This is a genomic window from Roseimicrobium gellanilyticum, assembly GCF_003315205.1.
Classification (GTDB): Bacteria; Verrucomicrobiota; Verrucomicrobiia; order Verrucomicrobiales; family Verrucomicrobiaceae; genus Roseimicrobium; species Roseimicrobium gellanilyticum.
This window is the reverse complement of the sequence record NZ_QNRR01000002.1, coordinates 885,137-908,758: the sequence shown is the minus strand read 5'-3', so window position 1 is coordinate 908,758 and position 23,622 is coordinate 885,137. Positions and strand designations below refer to the sequence as shown.

At 58.2% G+C, this 23,622-nt stretch carries 26 protein-coding genes; 19 read left to right on the top strand and 7 right to left on the bottom strand.

The window, feature by feature from the left end; genetic code table 11:
* Positions 1-445: 445 nt before the first annotated feature.
* The 10 genes from DES53_RS09120 (at position 446) to DES53_RS09075 (ending at position 7,403) form a co-directional block, all read left to right on the top strand.
* Complete coding sequence (locus tag DES53_RS09120) at positions 446-832, top strand: hypothetical protein (protein WP_113957910.1); 387 nt, start codon at positions 446-448, stop codon at positions 830-832.
* Positions 833-856: 24 nt separating this feature from the next.
* Positions 857-1,558, top strand: coding sequence for a hypothetical protein (locus DES53_RS09115; RefSeq protein WP_113957909.1), 702 nt, complete (start codon positions 857-859; stop codon positions 1,556-1,558).
* A gap of 108 nt (positions 1,559-1,666) precedes the next feature.
* The gene (locus tag DES53_RS09110; protein WP_113957908.1) at positions 1,667-1,879 is read left to right on the top strand and encodes a hypothetical protein; all 213 of its coding nucleotides are present in this window, start codon (positions 1,667-1,669) and stop codon (positions 1,877-1,879) included.
* Positions 1,876-2,091, top strand: coding sequence for a hypothetical protein (locus DES53_RS32470; RefSeq protein ID WP_147263300.1), 216 nt, complete (start codon positions 1,876-1,878; stop codon positions 2,089-2,091). Before DES53_RS09110 ends, DES53_RS32470 begins: the two co-directional genes overlap by 4 nt.
* Before the next feature lie 3 nt (positions 2,092-2,094).
* Positions 2,095-2,334 (top strand): hypothetical protein, encoded by a 240-nt coding sequence (locus tag DES53_RS09105; RefSeq protein ID WP_147263299.1) that lies wholly within the window; start codon positions 2,095-2,097, stop codon positions 2,332-2,334.
* Between the two features lie 58 nt (positions 2,335-2,392).
* Positions 2,393-2,632, top strand: a complete 240-nt coding sequence (locus tag DES53_RS09100) for a hypothetical protein (protein WP_147263298.1) — start codon at positions 2,393-2,395, stop codon at positions 2,630-2,632.
* 256 nt (positions 2,633-2,888) lie between these two features.
* Entirely contained in the window at positions 2,889-4,361 is a 1,473-nt protein-coding gene (locus DES53_RS09090) for a hypothetical protein (protein WP_147263297.1), read from the top strand.
* A gap of 21 nt (positions 4,362-4,382) precedes the next feature.
* Positions 4,383-4,769, top strand: a complete 387-nt coding sequence (locus tag DES53_RS09085) for a hypothetical protein (RefSeq protein ID WP_113957903.1) — start codon at positions 4,383-4,385, stop codon at positions 4,767-4,769.
* A gap of 2 nt (positions 4,770-4,771) precedes the next feature.
* Complete coding sequence (locus DES53_RS09080) at positions 4,772-5,956, top strand: zonular occludens toxin domain-containing protein (RefSeq protein WP_113957902.1); 1,185 nt, start codon at positions 4,772-4,774, stop codon at positions 5,954-5,956.
* 46 nt (positions 5,957-6,002) lie between these two features.
* The gene (locus DES53_RS09075; protein WP_113957901.1) at positions 6,003-7,403 is read left to right on the top strand and encodes a type II secretion system protein GspD; all 1,401 of its coding nucleotides are present in this window, start codon (positions 6,003-6,005) and stop codon (positions 7,401-7,403) included.
* A 1,011-nt stretch (positions 7,404-8,414) separates the two neighbouring features.
* On the opposite strand, the gene DES53_RS09070 is transcribed toward DES53_RS09075, so the two are convergent.
* Positions 8,415-8,639, bottom strand: coding sequence for a hypothetical protein (locus tag DES53_RS09070; RefSeq protein WP_113957900.1), 225 nt, complete (start codon positions 8,637-8,639; stop codon positions 8,415-8,417).
* Positions 8,640-8,674: 35 nt separating this feature from the next.
* A complete protein-coding gene (locus DES53_RS09065) occupies positions 8,675-8,908 on the bottom strand; it encodes a hypothetical protein (protein ID WP_147263296.1) in 234 nt (77 codons plus the stop codon).
* 927 nt (positions 8,909-9,835) lie between these two features.
* Between DES53_RS09065 and DES53_RS32885 the strand changes: the two genes are divergently transcribed.
* Positions 9,836-10,018 (top strand): hypothetical protein, encoded by a 183-nt coding sequence (locus DES53_RS32885; RefSeq protein WP_170156968.1) that lies wholly within the window; start codon positions 9,836-9,838, stop codon positions 10,016-10,018.
* Positions 10,019-10,323: 305 nt separating this feature from the next.
* A complete protein-coding gene (locus DES53_RS09050; protein WP_113957896.1) occupies positions 10,324-11,031 on the top strand; it encodes a hypothetical protein in 708 nt (235 codons plus the stop codon).
* A gap of 836 nt (positions 11,032-11,867) precedes the next feature.
* On the opposite strand, the gene DES53_RS09045 is transcribed toward DES53_RS09050, so the two are convergent.
* Complete coding sequence (locus DES53_RS09045; protein ID WP_113957895.1) at positions 11,868-12,527, bottom strand: transposase; 660 nt, start codon at positions 12,525-12,527, stop codon at positions 11,868-11,870.
* Between the two features lie 306 nt (positions 12,528-12,833).
* Positions 12,834-13,058, bottom strand: a complete 225-nt coding sequence (locus DES53_RS09040) for a hypothetical protein (protein WP_113957894.1) — start codon at positions 13,056-13,058, stop codon at positions 12,834-12,836.
* Between the two features lie 527 nt (positions 13,059-13,585).
* Here DES53_RS09040 and DES53_RS09035 point away from each other — a divergent pair.
* Positions 13,586-14,158 (top strand): hypothetical protein, encoded by a 573-nt coding sequence (locus tag DES53_RS09035; RefSeq protein WP_113957893.1) that lies wholly within the window; start codon positions 13,586-13,588, stop codon positions 14,156-14,158.
* Positions 14,159-15,082: 924 nt separating this feature from the next.
* Here DES53_RS09035 and DES53_RS09025 read toward each other — a convergent pair.
* Entirely contained in the window at positions 15,083-15,493 is a 411-nt protein-coding gene (locus DES53_RS09025) for a hypothetical protein (protein ID WP_113957891.1), read from the bottom strand.
* A 203-nt stretch (positions 15,494-15,696) separates the two neighbouring features.
* Between DES53_RS09025 and DES53_RS09020 the strand changes: the two genes are divergently transcribed.
* Complete coding sequence (locus DES53_RS09020; protein ID WP_113957890.1) at positions 15,697-17,484, top strand: PP2C family protein-serine/threonine phosphatase; 1,788 nt, start codon at positions 15,697-15,699, stop codon at positions 17,482-17,484.
* 18 nt (positions 17,485-17,502) lie between these two features.
* Here DES53_RS09020 and DES53_RS09015 read toward each other — a convergent pair whose 3' ends face one another.
* Both DES53_RS09015 and DES53_RS32880 read right to left on the bottom strand, forming a co-directional pair.
* Complete coding sequence (locus tag DES53_RS09015) at positions 17,503-17,904, bottom strand: hypothetical protein (RefSeq protein WP_113957889.1); 402 nt, start codon at positions 17,902-17,904, stop codon at positions 17,503-17,505.
* A gap of 60 nt (positions 17,905-17,964) precedes the next feature.
* Complete coding sequence (locus tag DES53_RS32880) at positions 17,965-18,390, bottom strand: hypothetical protein (RefSeq protein ID WP_170156967.1); 426 nt, start codon at positions 18,388-18,390, stop codon at positions 17,965-17,967.
* Between the two features lie 322 nt (positions 18,391-18,712).
* Between DES53_RS32880 and kdsB the strand changes: the two genes are divergently transcribed.
* From kdsB to DES53_RS08985, 5 genes are all read left to right on the top strand, one after another.
* The gene (gene kdsB / locus DES53_RS09005; protein ID WP_113957887.1) at positions 18,713-19,486 is read left to right on the top strand and encodes a 3-deoxy-manno-octulosonate cytidylyltransferase; all 774 of its coding nucleotides are present in this window, start codon (positions 18,713-18,715) and stop codon (positions 19,484-19,486) included.
* Between the two features lie 48 nt (positions 19,487-19,534).
* Complete coding sequence (locus DES53_RS09000; RefSeq protein ID WP_113957886.1) at positions 19,535-21,142, top strand: CTP synthase; 1,608 nt, start codon at positions 19,535-19,537, stop codon at positions 21,140-21,142.
* Complete coding sequence (locus DES53_RS08995) at positions 21,139-22,962, top strand: tetratricopeptide repeat protein (RefSeq protein ID WP_113957885.1); 1,824 nt, start codon at positions 21,139-21,141, stop codon at positions 22,960-22,962. The genes DES53_RS09000 and DES53_RS08995 overlap by 4 nt, the downstream gene beginning before the upstream one ends.
* Before the next feature lie 81 nt (positions 22,963-23,043).
* On the top strand, positions 23,044-23,241 hold the full coding sequence (locus tag DES53_RS08990) for a hypothetical protein (RefSeq protein WP_113957884.1): 198 nt from the start codon (positions 23,044-23,046) through the stop codon (positions 23,239-23,241).
* 35 nt (positions 23,242-23,276) lie between these two features.
* Positions 23,277-23,609, top strand: coding sequence for a cupin domain-containing protein (locus DES53_RS08985; protein WP_170156966.1), 333 nt, complete (start codon positions 23,277-23,279; stop codon positions 23,607-23,609).
* Positions 23,610-23,622 lie beyond the last annotated feature (13 nt).

Below are 23,622 nucleotides of genomic sequence, written 5' to 3'. Positions count from 1 at the left end.
GGCAAAGCGCAAAGCGCCGCAGGTGCAATACGTGCTTCCGTGTCTACGCACGGCTGACGTTTTTTGCTACATAGACGGCATACCGGCCACCGAACTGAAGTTCGGGGCCCTGCGAATTGGCATGCAGCGAAGAAAGCCGCACTGCCTCTGCGACCGCCCCCGCAACCGAGGGAAGCGTCGCCATGCGCGCAGGTAGAGCGGCGCTCCCTCCCCAAGCTTGGAGCGGTCGGCAGGAGGTAACCCTCTCCCCTGCCCTATGCTCCCGCCACGGCCTCCCCCATCGAGGCCGTGGTGTCTTTCTTTCCGGCCATTACCAGCCATGCAGGGCCGAAAGCGCCCTGGGCATTCCGGAATCTCCCCCGTCTGGCAGGCGCGGGTCAGGAGCCAAAACCACCCAGCCTGCCCATTTCAGCAACCATCAGTAAACATCCAACCATATCACACCATGGTAATACCCGGTGAAATCCAACGCGTTGAAATCAGCGAATTCAAGGACAAGCAGACCCAGCAGCCTGTCAGAAACTACCGCATCCTCGTGGGCGACAAGACGAAAGTCTTCCGTTGCACCACGCCCTTCCAGTTCTCGATGAGCGAGGAGAAATTCCGCGCCAAGTTCGGTAACAAGAAGCTGCGGGAATACACTGATGACCCGGTCACGATCGCGGTGGTGGAGATGAAAGCTATGAACGGCTTCATGTCCATCCGTGGTGAAATCGTGGCGGGACACCACGCCGCGAACGATTTCGCGGACCTGCTGGAGCCGGAAGCAGCAGCCCCGGCCCCCTCCCCTGCCCCCTTGGGACAGCCCTCCAAGACTGCGAAAGCAGCCTAGTTCAACGCGCAGCGCTCTCGCACGATGTCGCCTGACGTCTACACCCTCAGCTTGGAAACGTGGCAGTACTTTGTCACTCTGACCTATCGTTCAGAGGACGGGGAAAAGAATCGCGTGACCGTGCCGAAGGAAGACGACCGCCGCAAAATGCTGTTTGCCTTCCTGCGTTCCATTCTGTCCACCAAACGGGACAAAAAGACCGGCCATGCCATCGACAAGGTGCATTGGTCGCGTCTCCTGTGGGCGGCCAGAGAGGAGCGCGGGGAGCTGAACGGGCGCTACCATTTCCATTTACTCGTTAGCGGTTTTCCCCCTGGGCGAGTGAACGCGGTTCAACGGTTCGCCATGAAAGCCATGGCATCCCATGTGGGCTTCGGTCACTCGGACGTCCGCGTATTTGACGCATCACTCTCTGGTGTGCAGTACGTGCTCAAGGGTCTGGACGAGTGGAGCCGACGCCATGCGAACGCGCACGAGATGTGCAAATTCGACAGTCGCGACGGTACCGACCGCGAGGTGATTCTGGCAGACGCATTCGTTAAGAAGTGGGCGGATGTGCGCCGTAAGCCAGAGCCTTCAGAGGGGACAGGGAAGACCGATATCTCGGCACTGTCACTGGTCCACCGGCGCAAGCTGGTAGCTCAAAAGACAAAGGAGACCCCCGCGTACGCTGGAGGCCTGTACCAGGTCAACGGCCATCCTGCAGGAGTCTCCTTTGTCATCTGAGGATCCCGCCTGCGAATGGAGGGAACCCAAGCGGGTCGCGTAGCGCCCCCGAAGGGTTCCCGCCGCAGGCGGGGGACTTGAATGGGGAACCTATGTCCAGATTTTACCATGGCATTCCAAACCAAAGACAACTCAACCATTGCCGAAGAGCTGGCGCACTTGGAGAAGATGCGCGCCGCGTCGGTGACTGTGTGCAATGACCTTTCGCGCACGCCGGATGCTCGGTTCTATCACGAGGGCAAGAAAGATGCGTTGGATTCAGCCATCAGTTCGCTGATTCGCCTGCAAAGCATCATCGGCAAAGGAGGCGTGCGTCAATGAGCGACCGAAAGGCACACCATGGAAACTTTCCAGGTACTACTGCGGTTCTTGTCGGTCGTCGTGAGGTGCTGGAGCTTGGTCTTAAGGACCCTGCACTTACTCCGTGGCAGAAGGCCTTCCTCGAGGACGAGGTTTGGGAGGTGAGCATGTTGCTGAGCATGCTGAGGCATCCAGAGCAGCGCACTTACATCGAGGTGCCAGCAGACTTTTGAGCCATGACGATGTCCTTCCAGATAGCCTATGTGTTCTGCTTCTTCGTGGTACTGATTCGCGCCATGTGGGTGTTGAGGGGCTGCATTGAACGCAACCTTGACCAATTCGGCTGGGTCGCTGCGCACCAGTTCCTAGTGTGCCTGGGCTACTGGTGGGTGTGCACCTTCATTTGGAATCTCTACCTGTTTTGCGGTGGCCACGGAGGAGCCGTGTACGTCGGCGGGCACGCTGGCTTCCGCTGAAGATTTCCGGCTCGGTTGCCGGGGAAACAAGACAACAAACAACAACGAAAGGAAAAACGTGAACAAGAAACTCGCCCAACTCGTCGCAGCCCGCACCCGTCGCGCCCTCGTGGTCGCTGGTGTGATGGCGGTCGGTGTCGCCTCGGCATCTGCCGGTGCGTATGATACCGCCATCAACTCGGCAATCTCGTCCATGAGCGCGGACGCCACAACGCTCTTTGCCGGTCTGGTGCCCATTGCGGGCATCATCGCCGTCGGTGCCTTCGTGGTGCGTCGCCTCCAGCGCGGTGTGTCCTAAGCCTCCGCAGTTACATGTGACTGCTGGCCGATGGGGGGCCAGTGCACGCTTTTCTTATGGTCGAGGTCAACATTACGGATACCACAGTGGCCACCGTTGGAGGTGTGGCCGTGGTTGGTCCGTGCCTCGTGTTCGGAGAGTCTTGCAGCGTGGGTGCTGCTACATACCAGGAGGGCTACATCATAGTATCAGCAGGCGCGGGGACAAAAGCTCTCCCCTACACGCGCATGCAAACGGAGGCCATCCCATGGGTCCTATGTCTTTCTTTCGTGCTTGGCTTGTTGTGGGCGCGCTTTGGTTTGGTGCGCTGACTGCCGAGTCGCGGGCGCAGTCGTACATTGTCCCGCAATTCCAGTGGGTTACCGGAGGGCACACGCCTAATCCGGGTTTCATGGTGTATCAGTATCGGATACGCAATCTGGGCACCGGCGTTATCGGCGCGGGAGGTACCCAGCTCGGCTTAAGCAACAACAATGGGCAGACGGTCAACGTGGGAGCGCAGACCGGAACTCCATTTGAGCTGATTATCGGCTACGCGCCGGGTACGGGCTCGGACGGAAGCCAGTTCGTGCCATTGGAAAGCAAATTCGCGGTGCTTCAGGGCAGCGGCCAGACACCTGTGCATGCTGATTACACGACTACAGGTCCGGTATTGGACTACAATCGCGACGACATCCGCAAGCAGATGAGCGACGGTGATAGCGTGGACTCAGAGGGTGTAGTCACAGAGCCTCCGCCCACGGAGACCATACAGGACCACAAAATCGGGTTCACGCTGACGAACACCACTGACGCGGCCAAAGACTACTACATTCAGCCGTCTGACATGGAGGGCAATCCGATAGCAGACCTGCCTTGGCAGAAGGTTACGCTCGCGCCCGGTGAGTCCCGTCCTTTCGCGTTTTCGCGTCCTGGTACAGGCGCGGGCGGCGCAGGTGGTTCGTTCAAGGTGGCAGTCATCCAAAAGGATTGGATCACCGATACGGAATTTGGCGTGACGCAGCAGGAGACCTTGACCGGTGTGTGGACCTCGGTGCCGATGGTGGTGCCCATTAACAATGTGTCCCCCACCCCCAGCCAGCAGACCAGCGGGCCCGGCAGTACCACCAATCAGCCGCCCGCGTCACAGACACAGGTGAGCGGTGAAAGCGGCGTTACTGCTGGTCAGGCAAACACACTCAACCAAAATGTGCTAAACGAGCTGAAACGGCTGGGTGCGACTGTGAAGGCGGGTGCAGACGTGGCACATAGCGACGCGCAGCAGATGCTCGGCAAGCTTGGCAACGGTGACCCTGATATGTCGGGTGTTGAAGGCAAATTGGATGGCGTCAAAGATGCTGTCGAGGGCGTGGGCGACGCGATAGATGGTCTCAAAGGGGAACTGACTGGGCCTGCTACAGGCCCGGGACCCGGAGCTGCTCCGTCGGATGGTATCGAAGAAGCGGAGGAAGCTACAGGCATACTCGGCGGCATGGGTGAAAAGCTGGATACTGCGAAGGGGCGTGTCGGTCTGATTGTGCTCAAATTCAGAAGTGCGGCGTCTGCTTTCCCCGGTGGTGGCGGCACTCAGAGTTTGGATTTCGTCCTGAACTTCGGCGCGTGGTCTGTGCCGTTCAATATCTCGCAGTACTCAAACGAAATCGCGTTCATGCGGGCTGCGATGCTTTTGGCGGTGTGTTGGTCGTCCATGATGATCTCGCTCCGCCTCGTGCGTGACGCGTTTGTGTAACCCTGTAGACCAAACAATTATATGGCAGAAGGCACGTTCTCAGACATAGCGGTGTGGATTCGTGATGTAGGCTCAACAGCGCGCATCATTTCACATCAGTTGAAGTGGTTGCTTGTGAAGCTTGCGCCGTACATCCTGATGCCTGGAATACTGGTTGCCACGGCTACGGGGCTCATCACAGACGATGAGATTTTTGCGAAGGCTGAGGCCTTGCTGTTTTCGTTGGAGGGCATGACCAACACCGCCAGCGGTGGCATGGGACCTTGGTTGGCCAGGCTGAACTATGTGTTCCCGATGACGGAGCTTTTTATTCTGCTGCTCTTCGTCGCACAGTTGGCAATCGCCAGTGTCGCCGTGCGCGTCATCAAAGCGATCATCGAGTTCATTCTTGAAATTATCCCCTTCTGACTATGGGCTTTTACCTTGTTACCGGTGTGATGGGCGGCGGCAAATCCATGCTTTGCGCAGACATCATGCGAACGGCATTGAGCGAGGGCGCAGTTGTGCACACAAACATAGCTCTTAATCAGGCCATCATTGACGAAAAGGGATGGACGGAACTCTACGTGAAGTTGCCGGAAGACTCAGACCTATGGCGGTCGCTCTTGCGCAAGGGTGCGGAGGGTGCCGAGAATCTCCTTGTGGTAGATGAGGCGTCACTCGCATTCCACGTGCACGACCAGCAGAAGCGCAGGGACGCTAATCGTGGCATTTTCGAGCTTCTCGTGTGGTCCCGGCGTGCGGGGCTTGATGTTTACTTCGTCAGTCAATCGGCCCAAAACCTAGACTCGCAATTGCGGAGGTTGACCGAGATTCGCTACCACTGCACGCAGGTGAAGATGATTCCGTTCATTGGCCCGTGGATGAAGTATCTGGTGGGCGATTTCATGCGCACACGTTATGCGGGTGGAGATTCGAAATCGCGCATTGGCACCACTTACCACCGCTTCGACCAACGTATAGCGGACTTCTACAACACGCATGACATGCATGGGCGTGAGCTGGGTATTCAAGACGGAGGCCCTACCCGCACGCGGAAGAAAAACAAAGATGCTCGCACCATGGGTTGTGTGTTCATCTTCCTCATTGCCGCAGCCATCTTTGGTGCGTGGAGGTTCTATGGCATGTTCTGGGGCCGTGATGACGCGCAAGCACCTCCCGAGGCCTCGTCAGCACCTGCAGGAGACTCCCCCGCCCCGGTTCAGCCGCAGGAGCTGATTAAGAAATTGCAGCCGGAACCGTCGTCTTTCGCGCCTCGAGTGTTCACCGTGGCTGTTGGAGATAAGGTCATGGAGTGGGCCGTAGACTCCTCGGACGACTTGCTGATTTCAGCGCAAATGCAGGAGCCGCTTAGGCTCTTCCTTCGTGGGGGTGGTGTGTTGCAGCTCGGGCAGCCTTACGAAGGCGACCAGGTGCAGAGCATCGTTACTGCACACCAGCGCTACTACATCCTGTGTGCGAGCGGTCGGAAGCTCGTCGCGAGACAACCAACCAGAAAGGAACAGGCAGAGTGGAAGGCTATTTCCAATACACGGCGTTCTTGGTCTTCATGGGGTTCGGCACCGGTGCCGGGCTCGGGCTCGGAGTCCAAATAATCTTTAACGCGTTTCGAATCGCTTCAGGAGGGGGCGACGACTGAGTATGATTTTCGCTGTCCTAGTTGGGGTGGTCAGCTTGCAGTTCGAAGGGGTGCCCGTGCAGGAGGTCGCAGACGTGTATGAGGAATGCACAGGCCTTCGCGTCATGGTGCACCCTGAGCTTGTAGAGCGTCGGGTGACGGTGCGGGCCATGCGGCCCATGGAGTCGGAGCATGCAGCGCAGTGGATACGCGATTCACTGGAGCTGGAAGGCGTCGAGGTGGTGCAGGAACGTGGGCGTGTCTCCATGCGCCGCCGTGTGGTGGAACTGGACGCGCAACGCTTCGTCTTCCGGTCGCTGCCTGTGGTGGAATTCCTTTCGGCCATTGGGGCAGGTAATCAGCCGCAGTTCGGTGGCAATCCTGTGCAGTCGCGGGTTGTGGGAGAAATCACGTCTCCGGGGTCCAGTGTGGGTGCGCCCGTGTTGCCCGGTGGTGACGCTGTAATTCCCGCGGCTGCTCCTTTGCAGGTAGGCGGGATTCTAGCTGCGTTTGGGCTCCGGGTGGTGCCAGACTACGCGAGCAATGCAATCACCTGCTACGGCCCACAGGAGGGCCGCGAAAAGCTGCTGCGCATGGCTCAGGAGATGGACCAAGCGCCCGCCATGGTCGAGTTGGAGGTCGTCATAGCGGAGTACACGTTCAACGATTCCAAAAGTGTGGGCGTGGACTGGTCCCAAGTGTTCACGCAGGCAACGGAGTCGCTGCGCTTGGCTGGTACCATACGCGGTGCCAGCCTCATTGACTTGGCTCAGGTGCGGAGCGGCTCCCCTGCCCTCTTCGGTGGTGAAGGCCTGACACTCTTCGGACAGGTTGGGAAGGATTACACGGCAGTGCTACAGGCCCTCGCGAAGCTCGAGAATTTCCGCATCATCCAGCGTCCGAAGCTGCAAACGCTCAATCACAAGGAGGCGAACATCTATGTTGGTGAGCGCGTGCCGATACCTGGGCGAACGGTGACGGAGACTGCCACGGTGCGGACCACGGAGTATTTGCCGGTGCGTCTGGAGCTGACGGTAACGCCTCACTTGCTCGCAGGCGGAAAGATACGTCTCGACTTCAAGCAGCAGAAAAACGACATCACTGGCTTTAGCGAGGTGCAGGGCGACAGCCTGCCGAACATCAGTGAGCAGGGCGTTGAAAACATTGTGGTTGGTGGAGACTCTGAGACGGTGTTTCTCGGCGGTCTGCGCACGCGTAGAGACACAGAGACTACCACCGGTATCCCAGGCCTCGTGAAGGTGCCCGGCCTGCGTGTGCTGTTTGGCAGCAGGAAGAAGGGCGTAGAGACCAAGGAAATCCTTCTCTTCGTGACGCCGCGAGTTGCCGCGTTTGAAACAGCGCGAAGGGCGCCACTGCCGGCAGAGGCTGGCGCCAGAGACGTGAGCAACCTTTTCGGCAAATGAGCAAAGCAGCATCAGAGGAACTCTGGCGCGAGTGGCACACACGCGAGCGCCGGTGCACGCTTTGGCTTGGTTACTATCACTGGTATCGCGACGCCGAGAAATGGCGTGCGATAGCAGAGGACCCACAGAGGCCTCCACAGACGCGTTTGGATGCCAAGAAGTCCATGGAGCGGGATTGGGCTCGTATGCGTCTCTGTAAGGCTGCTGGGCGCTATTGGCGTGGCGATAGTGAGGACGCCTCGACGTGGCCGGAAAGCGTGTCGGGACCCGTGTGCTCCGTGACCAGCGCCCCTGTCCCCGGAAAATTTGGACTTTTGCAGGAGGAACTTAAACAACCTTAACTAACGTATGGCGAAACCCGATTGGCGCACAGACTGGAACCAAAGAATCAACGGCCGCATCGTGAGACATGTGACGAAAGCTGACCTTAAGATGTCTGGATCGAGAAATCTTGCACGGTGGTGGATTCTGAGCCTAGACAATGGCGACGTACTTTTCGCCCGGCCTCATCAGCTCGTCTCGGCGAGGACTAAGGATGGAAGCTGGTTTTGCGAAACGGATGACTGTCGGAGTAAAAGGATGCGGCGTCCTCCGAGCAAGCGCAATCGCATCTCGGACGAGGTAGACAGCAACTGATACTTTAAGATGGAAAAACCCGCGCCAGGCAGCTCACCGGCGTGGGATAAAAGTATCAGATTGGAATTCATGCTTCCTGCAGGAAACGTAAACGTACCGGTTAACGTTATACCTGGTCGGACAGGCTTTGCCCTCTCTTCCGTGCCGGTAGTCCGTGCGAGATACGGTATACCTCGACTGCGTGGTCGCGGACTAGGAATGGCAGTGGTGACTGAGACCAAGCGTAAGCGGTGAGGTTGGTGTAAAGTGCACGCAGCCTCTTCTTGTGGTGCCTGTGGTATCCTACCCTGCACGAGGTCGAACAGAATTCCGCCCTGCGGAAGCCGCCCTCGGCGGGCAGCTCCAAGCAGAACGGATGTTTGCAGAAGCCGTCCGTCATAGCACGATGCATGCGGGAGCTACGGTTACCTGTAGGATGAAGTGCGGGTCCAGGTCGAATTCCTGCCTGATTTCATTGAGCGTCCGTTGCAGGTGCTCTGCCTTAGCCGCCTTGGTGCGCCACTCCTCGGCGCTGGCGTCCCACCCATTGTCCTGGGCGACGTCAGCCTCATGCTTGCACGCAAGCACCAGATGCGTTGTCGCGGTGCAAAGGAGGTCCATCTGGGATGGATGGACCTCGAGGGAGCGAATCCCGCTCACGCGGCACCCCCTTTCTCCAGCATCCGCGAGACCTCAATTTTGATGTCGCGCAGCTTGCCCAGCGAGATTTCAAATGCCAGTCTGCTACCTCTGCTGTAGCTCTCCCGGACGACTGTGCTGTTTGCAGATTGGTCCTCGGTGGAGAGTGCAGTGATGGTTGCTTGGTCCTCGGCGTGGAATTCCTCGAGACGCTTAATATGCAGGTCAACGAGTTCGGCAAGTTTGTTCAATCTGTTCATAGCTTCGGAGGTGGTGTGATACAGTATGTTATGTTCCACGTGGAACTATTATTAACTAAGATGCACAAGTGCATCGAAAGCCTGAGGAACTCAGGCTATCCCATCTCAAGAGCCGTAACCGAAGCTCCGGCGAGCGTAGCGAGGTGATTAGAAACCCAATGCAGGCGTCAAACGGAATAGTGGTCGGACGTCGAAAAGGTTCCGTTTTACACCTGCAGTGGGCGGCGATGAACCGTAGGTTCGTAGATAGGCGGAAAAGCTGCTGTGACTTCCCTACTCGCGTACGTGTGCCACGTACCCAGATGCACAAACTACTCGCTGCCGCCGGTTGCTGAAGGCGAAACTTTGTGCCTCATTAACATATGAATGGACTAAACAACGATTCAGCGGAGACCTTGCGAAAGATTTACCTGTTGCACAAGCGAGTGGTAATTTTTCTAGTGGGTGTGATGTCGCTCGGCGTCCTGACAGGAATCGTCGGTTGTGTCCTGATATTTATTTTGTTTACAGCAGTAGTGGACTCAGCTGCGCAAGGGCTGAAGCAAACCTCGGGCATGACGTCGGACTCTTTGAAAGACCTTAACAATTCAGCGGCCCAACTGGAACGTCAATTCCAGGAACTCCAAAGAACTACAACGCAGCGACGCAACCCGCAGCAGACTATTAAGCCGACACCGGCACGGCAGCATGCCCCCCACCCAATGATTCCTAGGTAATGTGACTAGTTGAGCCGCTTCCTACGATTTTCGTTTGCGTTTTTCCGCCGCTTAGAAATCTTTCTCCGAGGGGTGGAAAGGAAAAACGCGGATGACAAGGCGGGAAAGTGTCAGGTTTTACATCGATGCCATATCAAGAACTTTTCAGGAATACTGTGATTCTCGTCGGTACCACGAAGCGCTTGCCCGACGAAAAGAGCTCATGCTCTACGTTCGTCAGCTCGAGGCACAAATCGAATACTTGGATTCTGAAATTCGCCACCAGTACAAGCGGGAAACGGGTGTTCGTGCAATTCAAGGGCTCTGGAAAAAGCTAGGCACGGAGGCGAAAGCAGACGGAGCCAACCATAGCGGTGGGGGTGATGCAAATGCCGATGCGCATTAGAACGTTGTTGCGCATTGCGTTGGTGTATCATAAAACACGTGGAACGGCTGCGGTGTAGCGTCTGAATTATACAAATGGCTATACGCTGCCGAATTACGGCGCGCTTGATAAGCGCCACTCAAGAGGGGAATGGTTATACAAATGCTGTTATGCACTGTATGTAATATTAAACAAAATATCGTTTGACAGAATCGCTTGAAAAAAAGTGAGAAGGTGTTAATCACCCTTAGCTTGCCCTCATCAGCAGCTAGGAGTCTTCGACCCCGCCCGTCCGTGCTTGTAACACGGGCGGGTTTTCTTTTGCCATGACGTACAGCGAATTCATCACGGTATTTCTGCCGCCTCTTCTCCAGCAATTCGGCGACGTATTTTCCGAATTCATTAGGCTGTTTGTTCCCTCTTTCCTCCAGCTCCTAGGTGAGGTTTCTTGGCCCGTTGCAGTGGTGCTCGTTGTGTATCTTCTGAGGGCTGATATTAGGGAGCTTCTCAAGAAGATGCGTCTTTCAAAGCTGAAGTACGGCGAAATGGAGGTCGATTTGGTGGCGGCTTCGGATGCTGTTGAGCGAGCTACTGAGAACGTCGAGACAAAGGAAGGTGACTTGGAGGCGGCTGTCACCACCCCTACCAATACCCCTGCCCCGACTACTACGCCTCCGCCCACCCCTGCTCAGCCTTACGCCGGGTGGTCGATGCAAGAGTTGTTGGATGTCCAGGCTCTCCGTGCAGAGGCCTTGCTTGCTCCAGTATCTGCCATCGTGCGAATGTGGGAAAGGGTCGCTGAAGAAGCCGCGATAGTGACCTCAAGAGCTAAGCAACATTTCCCTCTCGTGCGACTCGCGCTGATGAGCATCGACGATTCTGCGGCAGAGGCTTACTTGAAACTCCGAAATGTACGAAATACGGCGGTGCACGCGCCAGAGACCGTTACTCCTGAAGTGGCAATGGAGTTCGTCGAAACTGCTATTCGACTCTTGCTCATTCTCAAACGCCTGCCAAAAAAAGATGTTGACTAGATTCTTAGTCTAGGACTGTATTGCGACACTGTTACAAGCAGCCGGGTTTACAAGGCCCGTCAGAAAACCACAACGATGAGGGCAAAGCGCAAAGCGCAAAGCGCCGCAGGTGCAATACGTGCTTCCGTGTCTACGCACGGCTGACGTTTTTTGCTACATAGACGGCATACCGGCCACCGAACTGAAGTTCGGGGCCTTGCGAATTGGCATGCAGCGAAGAAAGCCGCACTGCCTCTGCGACCGCCACCGCAACCGAGGGCGGCGCAATGGACGGCGGAGCTAGCACGCGCATCGCGCCCCCTCGCCCAACTTGGAGCGGCATAGCCGGGGGCCACCCTCGCCCCTGCCCTACCCTCCCGCCGTGGTCTCCCCCATCGAGGCACATCAAACGAGGCTTTGCCAATGTGGCTCACGCTGCCCCCAGCGTGAATTGAACCTTTTGCGCGCAGCGCCTCTGTTTCCTTGGCGTGTTGTCACTCTTGGGAGATCGCGTCCACAGTGCCGGATGATGGCTGCCCTGTGCGCCGGCTGGTGACTGCGAGGAAGGTGTCGTGTCAGGCGGGTAGCTGACCCCTGAGAAAGTTAGGCGCTTCGCGCTTGGGTTTTTGATTCACGCTGGGGGCAGCGTGAGCCACTTTGCTGGCGCTCCTTTTTGGAAGGCAGTCTGCTTGCAGCATGAGCACAAGATTTTGAGTCTAGTGCGTCTACCAATTTCACGACTGCTTTCGGCACGAGATCCTTAGTCTTGTGCGAAAACCAATCGTCAACGGGATGTAGCAAGGCCTTCGTGGTGGGCTTTTAGCTCCCCCCTGCCATTCCCAACTCCTCCGCTTAGGTCATACCTTCGGCAGATGTAAGGGATTCTCCCAAATGTAGCGGCGGTAGCGGTCCAGATGCCGTGGGCTGCGGACGATGTGGTCCCAGCCTTCGTGCTGCCAGAAGATGCCGTGGCGACCCAGGTGCTTGTTCAGATGATGGGAGGTGATTCGCCTCCAGGTCTTGCCGACTTCTGACATGGAGGTATCGGGGTTTGGACAGACGAGGACATGCACGTGATTGGGCATGACGGCAAAGGCATCCAGGGCACAGCCTTCGGTTCCTTCCTTGCCATCGTCATGCAGCAGGACGTCAGTAACTATCTTCCTAGCGGCAGGATCACGCATGGGGCAGGAACCATGGCAGTCGTCAAGGAAACGATGCATGCGGACGGTGAAGCGTCGATGGTATGCGCGCTGGGTGGCAGCATCATGCGGAGGCGGATGAAGTTCGAGCCATTGGTCACGCTCTCTTTGCCAGGCCTGCAACACCGGCGCCGGGATGGAATCCTCCGTACGGAAGGTGGTGAAGTAGACCACCCCACCCTGCCGCCAGTGGGGCAGATGCCTTCCCCATGCATGGCCGACTTCCGCCTCGGCTTCGAACCAGGCGTACTCCCCTCCTCTGCCGCTTCCAATCGTGGCCCAGGGGTGTGGGTCGGAGAGGAAGGGTTCAATCATGTTGCAGGGGATGCGTCAGACAAATTGTTTGGTGTAGATTGCTGTTAGCACAAAAGTGAAGCGCCATCAATCTGGCTCACGCTGCCCTCAGCGTGAATTGAACCGTTTGCGCGCAGCGCCTCTTGTGGATGCTTGGAATGGGCGGCGGGAGAAAAGAATGCGTTAGGCGGGTGGTTTGCAATATACCGGAATGAGAAATTGGGCGCTTCGCGCTTGGGTTCTAATTCACGCTGGGGGGCAGCGTGGGCCACATTGGCGAAGCCACGTTTGGTGTTCCTTCAGCAGTCTCCCCGCTCGCGGGTCAGTTCAGCCAACATCCCCCTGCGATACCTCATACAAACAGGGTTCACCGGCGCGGGAGATCCGCACTTTTCGCTCCCGGACGAGTCTGTCCCAGGCATCGGGGAACTCGTGCAGCAGGTCCGGACGGCTCGCGGACAACTTCTGGATGACGCTGATGACGGAGAATTGGGCGCCTGCACTCCGGCAGGTTGCCATGACACAGTCTTTCGCTTCGTCGGGAAAGTTCATCTCAAGAGCGAGTGGTGTTCCTGCCAATAATCTGGTCTTTGGCTACTCTGGGAACAAGAAGAAAGAGTCGTAGGCATCGGACAATCGTGCAGTTGCTAATCCATCGTTTACCCGAGCAGCTGGGCGAAGCGGACGTTTTCGTGGGCTCGTAGCGGGACGTTTGAGGTAGTTGGCGGGCGATGTGGCCTCATCCTTCGTGCGGTCAGAAGATGCCGCGGCGGGAGATGAAGCATGGCAATCATCAAGGTAGCGATGCATCTAGGAGATGATGCGCCGGTGGTTTTCGCGCGCCGGGTAGCGGGAGCGTGTGGTGATGGATGTGGTTTCCAGGCATTGGTCACAATCTCTGGCAGTCTGAGCAATTCCGGCCCCAGAAAGACCGGCGAGCGGGGCTGGGCCGGAGGATTGAGACCGAAGTACCATGCTGAGGCGGAGCTAAGAACTAGGCGTAGGGCATTGCTTCAAATTGCTCATAATTGCTCTAAATTGCAGGCTAAACCATGTTTTTGCTCTGTATTGCCAATTGCATGAAAGCGCTCTTATCAATCACACTGTCGCTGCTGGCTCTCCCGGCCCTAGCAGATATCACCCTCGGTGGCCCCGGGGTTCCCACTGGTTCGGTCAAGACGACCCAGGCACCTTTCAAGGTGCGCTATGACTTCCCCGGCGGCCTTTACAAGTTCATCTTTCGAGGCATCGAAGCCAAGGGCGCTACGCTCGGGGCGCCGGGTTCCTCGGGTACTCAGGGGAATGGTGGCCAGTTCCACTTGAGTGCGACGGTCCGCACGGACATGGGACAGGAGAAGGTTGGAAAAATCGAGTTCTGGGACGTGCAGGATTTCAATGCGTCGCCCCTGAAGACGATCCTGCTGGATGGCGAGCTGGTCTTCAAAGCGCCTGGCGATCAGCCCATCAGTGTCTCGATTGAGTGGGCCGGAGAGGGCAATGCCCACAAACCGGACGGATACTTCAACGTGCTCGGTGAGCATCAAAAGGCGCCTCCCGTGCCCGTGGGTTGGCTGACATTTGACGTGGGCGACTACAACCTCAATGCCGCTGGCTCCAAGCCTCCCGGGAAAGCGACCATCGTACGCGACTAGGACTTGCCCAAAGTGGTATCATCCGCCCGCCGGGATCACAAGATGCATCCGGACGGGCGGGGTCTTGGAGAGCTCCCCCACTCTGCTACACACACGAGGTGGTGCGAGCCTGTGTCGCGTTTCCTTCTGGATATAGTTAATTGTGAAAGAAAAGTTTTGTATTGTGTAGTGCACGCCGGATTGTGAATCCGCGATAGGTTTTTGGCAGCGCCAAGTTTGAGCTCTGGTTCACGCTGAGAATAGTGCAAGGCGTCATTGTGAAGTCTTTTTTAGCCGTTGATTGACGGCCGGAGGGCACTTGGGCCGCGATGGCTACAGAATTTGATTAGCTTTCCTGACTCTTGTCGTTTTCAGTAGCGTTTTTCCGTGGAATAGATGTCCTTTGCCAAGAGGTGAAACCGAACAACGCGGATGACAGGACAGTAGAGCGTCAGTTTTTACATCAATGCCATATCAAGAACTTTTCAAGACCACTGCCATTTTGGTTCGTACCAAGAAGCCTTCGCATGCCGAAAAGGGCTCAGGTGCCATGCCTGTGAGATCGAGGCGCAGCTCACATGCCTGGACTGTGAGATGCGTGAGCAGCGCCGATGGCAAGCGCGTGTGTGTGCTGAGCAAGGACTCTGAGAAAGAGTAGCCTCAAGGAAGGGCATGGAAGAAGAAAGCGGTGCCCAGGGTGTTCCCTTGAAAGGACATGACCCATGGCGAGGCTGTGCGCGCCTCACTTTTCCTCCAGTGTGAATTTCGGTTTCGGAATGGGCGCGGTGACCACCGGCAGGCTCATCATGTAGAGCATTGGCACCGCAAGCACGGCAACACACCAAGTGGCCATGTGCCATCTGCGCGCGGGCTCTGACATCACAGATGCTGGCTGGGAGGTCCGCTCCAGGCAAGTGTTGCTGGAGTCCCCTCTCCGACTACCGGCTAGGCTCGCTCAAACGCGCCTTCAATTGGCCAGACGCATTCCGTGAGATAGTCGGGAAGATCGGGATCCTTCACTGCAGGCAGCAGGGCCTGCATCATGGTGGTCATCGTTGAGTCGATGAAATCGACCGTCCTCTGCTCGAGCTTCGCGGCAGCCATGGCGCTCTCGACGGTCTTGGCAATGCCGGGAAGCGGTGCTGCGCTGTAGATGAAGACTTGAGCAAGGCTCTCGTGTTGCGAGGCGACAAATCCGATAAAGCCCACCGTCATGTCGATGGCCTTCTTGTGCTTCGTGTAGAACTCTGGATTGCACTCGGACACATTCTGAAACTTGCTGAGGGCCGCCAGCGTCTCGAAGGGCGTCGGTGGTTTTTTTGGTTTTTGCTTTTTGAAGAAGTCGAACAGGCCCATGTTTTTCCTTTATTTGTCGGACCCGATCTGACTAGGAATTGCGAAACAGTCAATCCCCCAGTCAGCCCCGGAGAGAAATCGACGCTGCCAGTTCCTTTGCAGAAACGGTTGATTCCCAGCGCAACAGGGCGATTGGTTAGGCGGCCCCCGTCCCGTGATGTCCCTGTGGCATCCGATTCAGTTGCAGGAAATCACATTCTCGCATGGCTGGTACGGACGCATCTTCTTCCTCCGATGAGAGCGGGCTCGGCACGAGAGTGCCGGCGCTGCCACGGCTGTATTTCCGCATCGCATTCGCCGGGGCGCTCTTCACCGTTACGCTGAGTTTCCTGACACTTGCTGCCTGGATGGGAGGCTGGCCACTGCTGGCGAGTGTGCGTGCTCGCTATATTCCCATGGCACCGAGCACGGCACTGTGCTTCGCGCTGCTGGGCGGCTCGCTGATGGTGCGCCTCTTCGCCTCAAGGCAGGGCCTCCGTGTGGTGTCGGTCGTGGCCGCGGCGTTGGTTTCGTGTATTGCGGTGATGAAGGTGATCGAGTTCAGCACGGGGTGGCGTTTTGGACTTGAGGAACTGCTTGTGCGGAGTCCAGAGATGTTCGGCTCGGTGCCCACGGGGCGCATGTCGCCGGTGACAGCGGGGAATTTCCTGCTCGGTGGTGTGGCGCTCCTGCTGGCCACCCTGCGACCAGGCACGTGGGCTGCAGGTATCACGGCCTTTGGCATGACGCTGGTGAGCCTTGTGGTGCTGCTGGGATACTGGTACGGCACTCCCCTGCTCTATGGCGGCACCATCATCCCTGTGGCGCTCACCACGGCCACGGCGTTCCTGTGCTTTGGCATCGCGTTGCTGGCTTCTCTGGGGCCGGAGGGCTGGCCATTGAATCAGCTCGTGGGCAGCTCCACCCGTGCCCTGCTGCTGCGCTCCTTCCTCCCCATGACCGTGGCAGCGGTGCTCATCGATGGCGCGGTGCGGAACTGGGTGCTGACGAACTATCATGTGAACCCGGTGCTGCTGTCCGCGCTCGCGGCATTGTCTGTCGCGGTGTTGCTGGGCTATGTCATTGCCCGGGTGGCCGCGCTGGTGGGTGGCCGGCTGGACCGCGCTGAGGTGGAGCGCAACCAGGCCCAGGAGGAACTTTGCGCGCTCAACGAGCAGCTTGAGGTGCGGGTCATCAAGCGCACGCAGGAGTTGCGGGAAAAGAACGAGCAGATGGAGCAGGAGCTGAACATGGCCCGGGAACTGCAGCTCGCGATGCTGCCGCAGAAATTCCCGAGGGTGCCGCCCGATTGTGCCAAGGGAGAGAGCGCGCTGAAGTTCTTCAGCTTCTATTTCCCTACCGGTGGCGTGAGCGGCGACTACTTTGATGTGATGCCGATCTCGGACAATGCAGTGGGCATCTTCATCTGCGATGTCATGGGACATGGCGTGCGTGCCGCGCTGGTGACCGCCATGATGCGAGCGCTGGTGGGTGAGGAAATCAGTCGTGCGCGTGATCCCGGCGATCTGCTGGCGAGAATCAACCGGGCGATGATTGGATCACTGAAGCAAACTGGCTCCACCATGTTCGCCACGGCATTTTACCTGGTGGCGGATGTGGAGCGTGGCGAGGTGCTCTATGCCAATGCGGGCCATCCACAACCGCTACGGCTTAATCGGCGTACCCGCCGTGTGCACTCCATGGGAAATGGCAACGGCCACGCTGGCAGGGCACTGGGCCTCTTCGAGGATGCCACCTATGAGACCAGACGGGAGGACATCTCGGCGGGTGACTTCTTCATGCTGTTCACGGATGGACTCTTCGAGGTGGAGAATCCGTCTGGAGACCTTTTCAGCCACGAGCGTCTGGCGGAAGTGGTAGAGCATCGGTCCCATGAATCGCCACACGATCTGCTGCATCGGGTGCTGGGTGATGTGCGTGACTTTTCACAGCATGCGGAGTTCGACGATGACGTGTGCCTCATTGGGATGGAAGTGCGGCGGGCGGGGTGAGTCGCTGCCAGCTTCAAATCACGGTTCTGGCTCATCGCGCCGAGGATAGAGCGCAATGCCGATTCCCGCTCGCAGCCCTGCTGCTCTTGCCACGGTCTCCGGCTTGAGGTGGTTTTCGGAGCAGAAGGGATGCTTCCCCGTTTCATATCCTATGAAGAATTCCCTGTAGTTGGCTCCATTCCACTCAGCCTTCGCTCCTTCGGGCGTGGATTCGATGTCTTCGCAGCACCTCAGGATGCAGGTTTCGGGAGCGTCGACATCGTGTGGGCAACTGATGTTTAGAAACCATTTGTGTTCATCGTCCCAGTCGTGCTTCTGCGCCACATAGCCCCTGGCCTCCAGCGCGGCGACGAGGAGGTCGGTTTCCCCGTTTCCTTTTACGACGAGGTCGACGGTGATGTAGCGGGTCTCAAGGGGCATGGGTCACGAATCGGGGACAGTCGTTGTTCGAGGTGCGCTCAAAGCCTCAAGAGTTCACCATCACACCCTCCCCTTCACCAGCCAACGGGTCAGGATAAACACTCCGGCAGTGGGAGTGGATAGAAGAAACGCAATGAGTGGCCACACCCACATCCATACGTATGGCCGTGAAAAGAATTCGTCCCGGCTCCAGGCCGCCATGAGAACTCCGAACGTGAACCACAAGGTGGTTGGAATCAGTGGAGACAGCAGGATGGCGCATCCAAGTGGCAGATCGCTGGAGACCCAGCAGCCCAATGCCACGCCGATCACTGCGGCTACTACAAGAGGGACCACGATGCGCCACCATTCCTCAAGCGCCTTCTCCGGCGCCATTGCGCCCGCATACCAGCAGAAAGCAAGGGGAGGCAGGAAACTCCCAATGACGAATGCCCATGTGACCGCTGACACCGTTGGCGGCTGCTTTTGAGGGTACAAATCATGCATGGCCTTTCCCTTCTCCGAGCGAATGGCGGACCTCCATTCCAGTATCCTGAACCATACTGCGGGCCCGACCACAACTCAACTCAAGGACGTGGCATCCTATTCAGCTCCCACGGGAACGCACATGCCCATCTGCACACTTGAACAGAGACGTGAATACGATGTACAGAATCCACAGTTCTAACGAATTGCAGCAGGTAGGGCTGCGCTGGCGCCCGGCCGTTTCGCATGCAAGCTTCTGTGCAGGCTGTCCTACCTTCTACACTCCCGCGAAACATCGCGCAGAATGTCACAAATCCGTTTGCATGCCCCCCTCTTTCGAGGCATGGAAGTTAAACCGCGCCCGCACACTTTGTCCTCATCACGTTCGCAAGTCCTCGTTGTCATTCCTGCGCGCTGGGGATCTACTCGATTTCCCGGAAAGCCGCTCCACCTCATCGCCGGAAAACCGCTCGTCCAGCACGTCTGGGAGCGTTGCCTGCAGTGCCAGCATGTCGACCAGGTGGTCATTGCCACGGACGACGAGCGCATCGCCTACGCGGCCCGGCGGATCAATGCGGTGCCGGTGCTCACCGACCCGAATCACCCCAGCGGTACGGACCGGGTGGCGGAGGCGGCGAAGTCTTTCCCAAAGCACTCTGTCATCATCAATGTGCAGGGAGATGAGCCGCTCATTTCCCCTGCCCTCATCGATGAGCTGGCCCTCACGCTCATCCGCGAGCCGGATGTTCCCATGATTACCGCTGCGGCGCCCATTGAGGACGAAGCGCATCTGAACGACGCCAACGTGGTGAAGGTGGTCCTGGATTCCAAAAAGGACGCGCTGTACTTCTCCCGCTCGCTCATTCCCTTCCCCCGGAATCCGGGAACAGGCATCACCACGTACCGCCATTTGGGAATCTATGGATTCCAGCGGGATTTCCTCTTTCAGTTCGTCAAGTGGCCTCCCTCTCCCCTGGAGAGGACCGAATCTCTGGAACAGCTCCGTGCCTTGGAAAACGGCGCCCGCATTCGTGTGGTGCCCACCAAGGACCTCTCCCCCGGAGTCGACACGCCGGAACAGGCCGACGCGATTGAAAAGGTTTTGATTTCCAATTGATATATCACCGACACCTGACGCTCACCTCCTCACACCTCACCTGCATCAATGAAATACATCTTCGTCACTGGCGGCGTGGTCAGCTCCCTTGGTAAGGGACTGGCAGCAGCCTCGCTCGGCACCCTGCTGGAGCACCGTGGCCTCAAAGTCATCCTTCAGAAGTTCGACCCGTACCTCAACGTCGACCCCGGCACCATGAACCCCTATGAGCACGGGGAGGTGTACGTGCTCGACGACGGCGCGGAGACGGACCTGGACCTGGGTCACTACGAGCGCTTCACGGGGACCAACCTTTCCAAGCTGAACAACCTGACCAGCGGCCAGGTGTACACGAACGTACTCGCCCGCGAGCGCAGCGGCGGCTACCTCGGCAGCACGGTGCAGGTGATTCCGCACGTGACGAATGAGATCAAGGAGCGCATCCGCAAGGTGGCTCGCGAGATGACCGCAGACGTGATCATCACGGAAATCGGCGGCACTGTGGGGGACATCGAGGGCCTGCCCTTCCTCGAAGCCATTCGTCAGTTCGGCCAGGAGGTCGGCCAGGACAACTGCCTCTTCATCCACACCACGCTCATCATCTACATGCGCGCGGCGGGTGAGCTGAAGACGAAGCCCACGCAGCAGAGCATCGCGAAGCTCCGCGAAATCGGGATCAGCCCCGGCGTGGTGCTTTGTCGTACAGAGATGCCGATCGACCAGGACCTGAAGGACAAGATTTCCCTCTTCTGTAACGTGGCGCCCGAGGCCGTCATCGAGGCCCGCGACACGAAGCACTCCATCTACGAAGTGCCGCTGAAGCTGCACGAAGAGAAGCTGGATGACCTCGTGTGCCGCCTGCTGAAAATTGATACCCGTCCGCCGGAGCTCACGCGTTGGAAACAGTTCGTGCAGCGCATCATCAATCCTTCCCACCACGTGCGCATCGCGGTAGTGGGCAAGTACATTGAGCTCAATGACGCGTACAAGAGCATCTATGAATCCCTCGTGCATGCCGGCGCAGCCCACGACACGAAGGTGGAAGTGGTGAAGATTGATGCGGAGAATATCGAGAAGGCTGGAGCGGAACTCTACCTCACCGGGGTGCAGGGCATCCTCGTTCCCGGGGGCTTCGGCGACCGTGGCACGGAGGGCAAGATTGCTGCGTGCCGGTACGCCCGGGAAAACAAGATTCCGTACTTCGGCATCTGTCTGGGCATGCAGATTGCCGTCATCGAGTACGCGCGCAATGTGTGCGGCTGGAAAGAGGCAAACAGCACCGAGTTTGACAAGGTCACCCCATATCCCGTGGTGAGCCTGCTGGAAGAGCAGCAAAAGGTCACGCAGAAGGGCGGCTCCATGCGTCTTGGTGCGTGGGTCACCGACCTGCTGCCGGGTACGAAGGCGTACGATCTCTACCACAGCGCCACCATCACGGAGCGCCACCGACATCGCTACGAGTTCAACTCGGACTTCAAGGAACGCATGGAGGCCCATGACTTCCTCATCAGCGGCACGTCGCCAGACGGAGCGCTCGCGGAGATTATCGAGCTGAAGAGTCATCCCTTCTTTGTTGCGTGCCAGTTCCACCCGGAGCTGCTCTCCCGGCCGAATCACCCGCATCCCATCTTCTACGGATTCGTGGGAGCCGCGCTGAGGACGCAGGGCGCGCATTGAAAAACTTCACTCTGGAAGACGCACACCGGCATCCACCCTGCTACACTGGCGCCATGGATGAACGCGTGCGTCTTCTTTCGGCAGCGCCAGGTGGCGCCACCCGTCTCCGCGCGGTGTGGATGATCCTGATGGCGCTGCTGGCCATGTGCGGCAGCGGCCTGCTTGCGCAGAAGATTGAAGATCCGGATGTGGTGCACAACCGGATGCTGCAGCACGAGCAAAGTGCGGAGGCTGAGCTGAAGAAGGAGAACTACAAGCCCGCGCTCGCCTTTCTCGCGCTCGCTTTGAAAGATGCGGACACGCTGAAGCCCACCTATGTGGATCACGTGGAGTACGGGCCGCTCTACAGGGAGCTCAGCGCCTACTACAAGGATCGCATCGCCACGGTGTACATGCTCATGCATGACAATGCCCGAGCGCTGGCCATGATTGAAAAGGCCGCGCCGGAATATGATGCGCTGCTGGCTGCCAAGAACACACTGGAGCTGCGCGAGCGCACCGCCGTCATCTACGGACGCCTTTCGTACCAGCAGTTGCTGGCCAATCGTCCTGCCGAGGCGGAGAATAGTGCCAGGCGCGGGCTGCGTCTGGATCCCACGCAGCTTTGGATCAAGACAAACCTCGCTCATGGCATGCTCCTCACGGGTGAGGTGCAGGAGGCCATGGCCATCTACAAGGCTGAGCAGAACTCCTCCCTCGGGGACGCGGACGCAGACAAGCGCACCTTTGGCCAGGCGGTGCTGGATGACTTCAAGGAGCTTGAAGAGGCTGGCGTGAAGAGCCCGCTCTTTGACCAGGTGAGGAAGCTGTATGGTGCTCCCACGGCGGCGCCCGCACCAGCACCCTCGCAAGAAACAGCACCTCCAGCGCCATCTCCGCCACAGCCAGCGAAGGCTCCTGAGCCCCCCGCGCCCACGCCGCCCTCCCAGGCAACGCCTCCTGCGACGCCGGTCGTTCCTGCGAATCCTCCGTCTCCTACCGCTTCTCAACCGGTCACGACGAGGAAGGTCGGTTCTGACAAATCATGGCTGAACATTGCCATCACCGTTGCTCTCATCACAGGCGCTTTCTTGTTCATTGCCGCGATCGTGGTCGTGATTCTGTATCTTGAGCGGAAACGCACCGGCGCACTGAAAAACACGGTGGACTCCATGGGCTGGACCTTGCGCCAGAACTCCACGCCCGCAGATGACCAACTCATCAGCAGTTCCGAGTTGAGCATGCGCGGTCGCAATCGCAAGCTGTCGAACTTCATTTACCTGCCCCCTGGTCCCGGCCAGCCGCGCATCTTCGACATCCAGTTCACGGAAGGCAGTGGCAAAAGTGCGCGCACCCATGTGCAAACGGTCTGCTGTTTCCAGGATGAGCGCACGCGCATGCTGCCGCATTTCCAGCTTCGTCCCGAGCACTTGGGAGACAAACTGGGCAGCCTCTTCGGCGGCAAGGATATCGACTTCCCCTCCCATCCGGAGTTCAGCAGCAAGTATCTGCTGCGTGGGATGAATGAGCTCGCCATCCGTCGTTTCTTCACCGAGCCCCTGCTCAGTCATTTCGACCGTGATCGTGGGTGGACCGTGGAGGCCGTGAGTGGCCGTCTGTTCGTGTATCGCCTCGACCAGCGTATCAAGCCCCAGGACTTGGAGGCATTCATTGACAGCCGGAGAAAGATCCTGGCCGTGATCACGGCCCCCGTCACTTCATCCTCGCCCCCGCCGCCCCTCCCCTCTTCCCATTCGTCTGACGATGTGCCAGCCGAATCAGCACCTCTCGATGGCGAGGTTACCCTGCGCAGACCGCAGCCTCCGTCACTGCCCACGTGAACGGGCGCACCTTCTCTGGCGGGAGTACGGACGCCGCATGAGGATTGAGCGATTCAGTAGGGAATCGTTTCCTCACGTGATATGAAAGTTGAACCGCAATTCCCGCCCGAGCCTGAGCCTCTGAAGAAGGACCGCGGCTGCGCCTTCAGCATCGTGATTCTCATCTTCCTCGTGGTCCTGGCTGCCGCAGGTGCCTGGATTCTTTTGTGGTCAGGAGGGATGCGGGATGCGCAAAAGCAGATTCAGAGCAACCCGGCGCCCACAGAGCGGCGTCCTTGATTTCACTCCTTTCCCAGCCACAGGTCATGCCTTCCATGAGCAATCCGTTGGCGCACGACATCGCGAAGAAGGAGTCCTGGTTTGAAGTGCTCACCACCACGGAGCGGAGCCAGGTGGCGATGATGCGCCTTGCTGAAGGGCAGGTGACAGGCGAGTCAGAGGATCATCCGGAAAGCGACCAGGTGCTCCTGGTTCTGGATGGTTGTGTCACTGGAACCATTGGTGAGAATGAGGTCACAGTGTGCACCGGGCAGTTTGTCGTGATCCCTGCCGGTGTGAAACACCAGTTCCGCAATCATGGCCAAGGAGAGGCAGTGACCTTCAATGTCTACGCTGTGCCTGCATATCCTCCAGGCACGAAGGACTGACGTCACAGGGGCG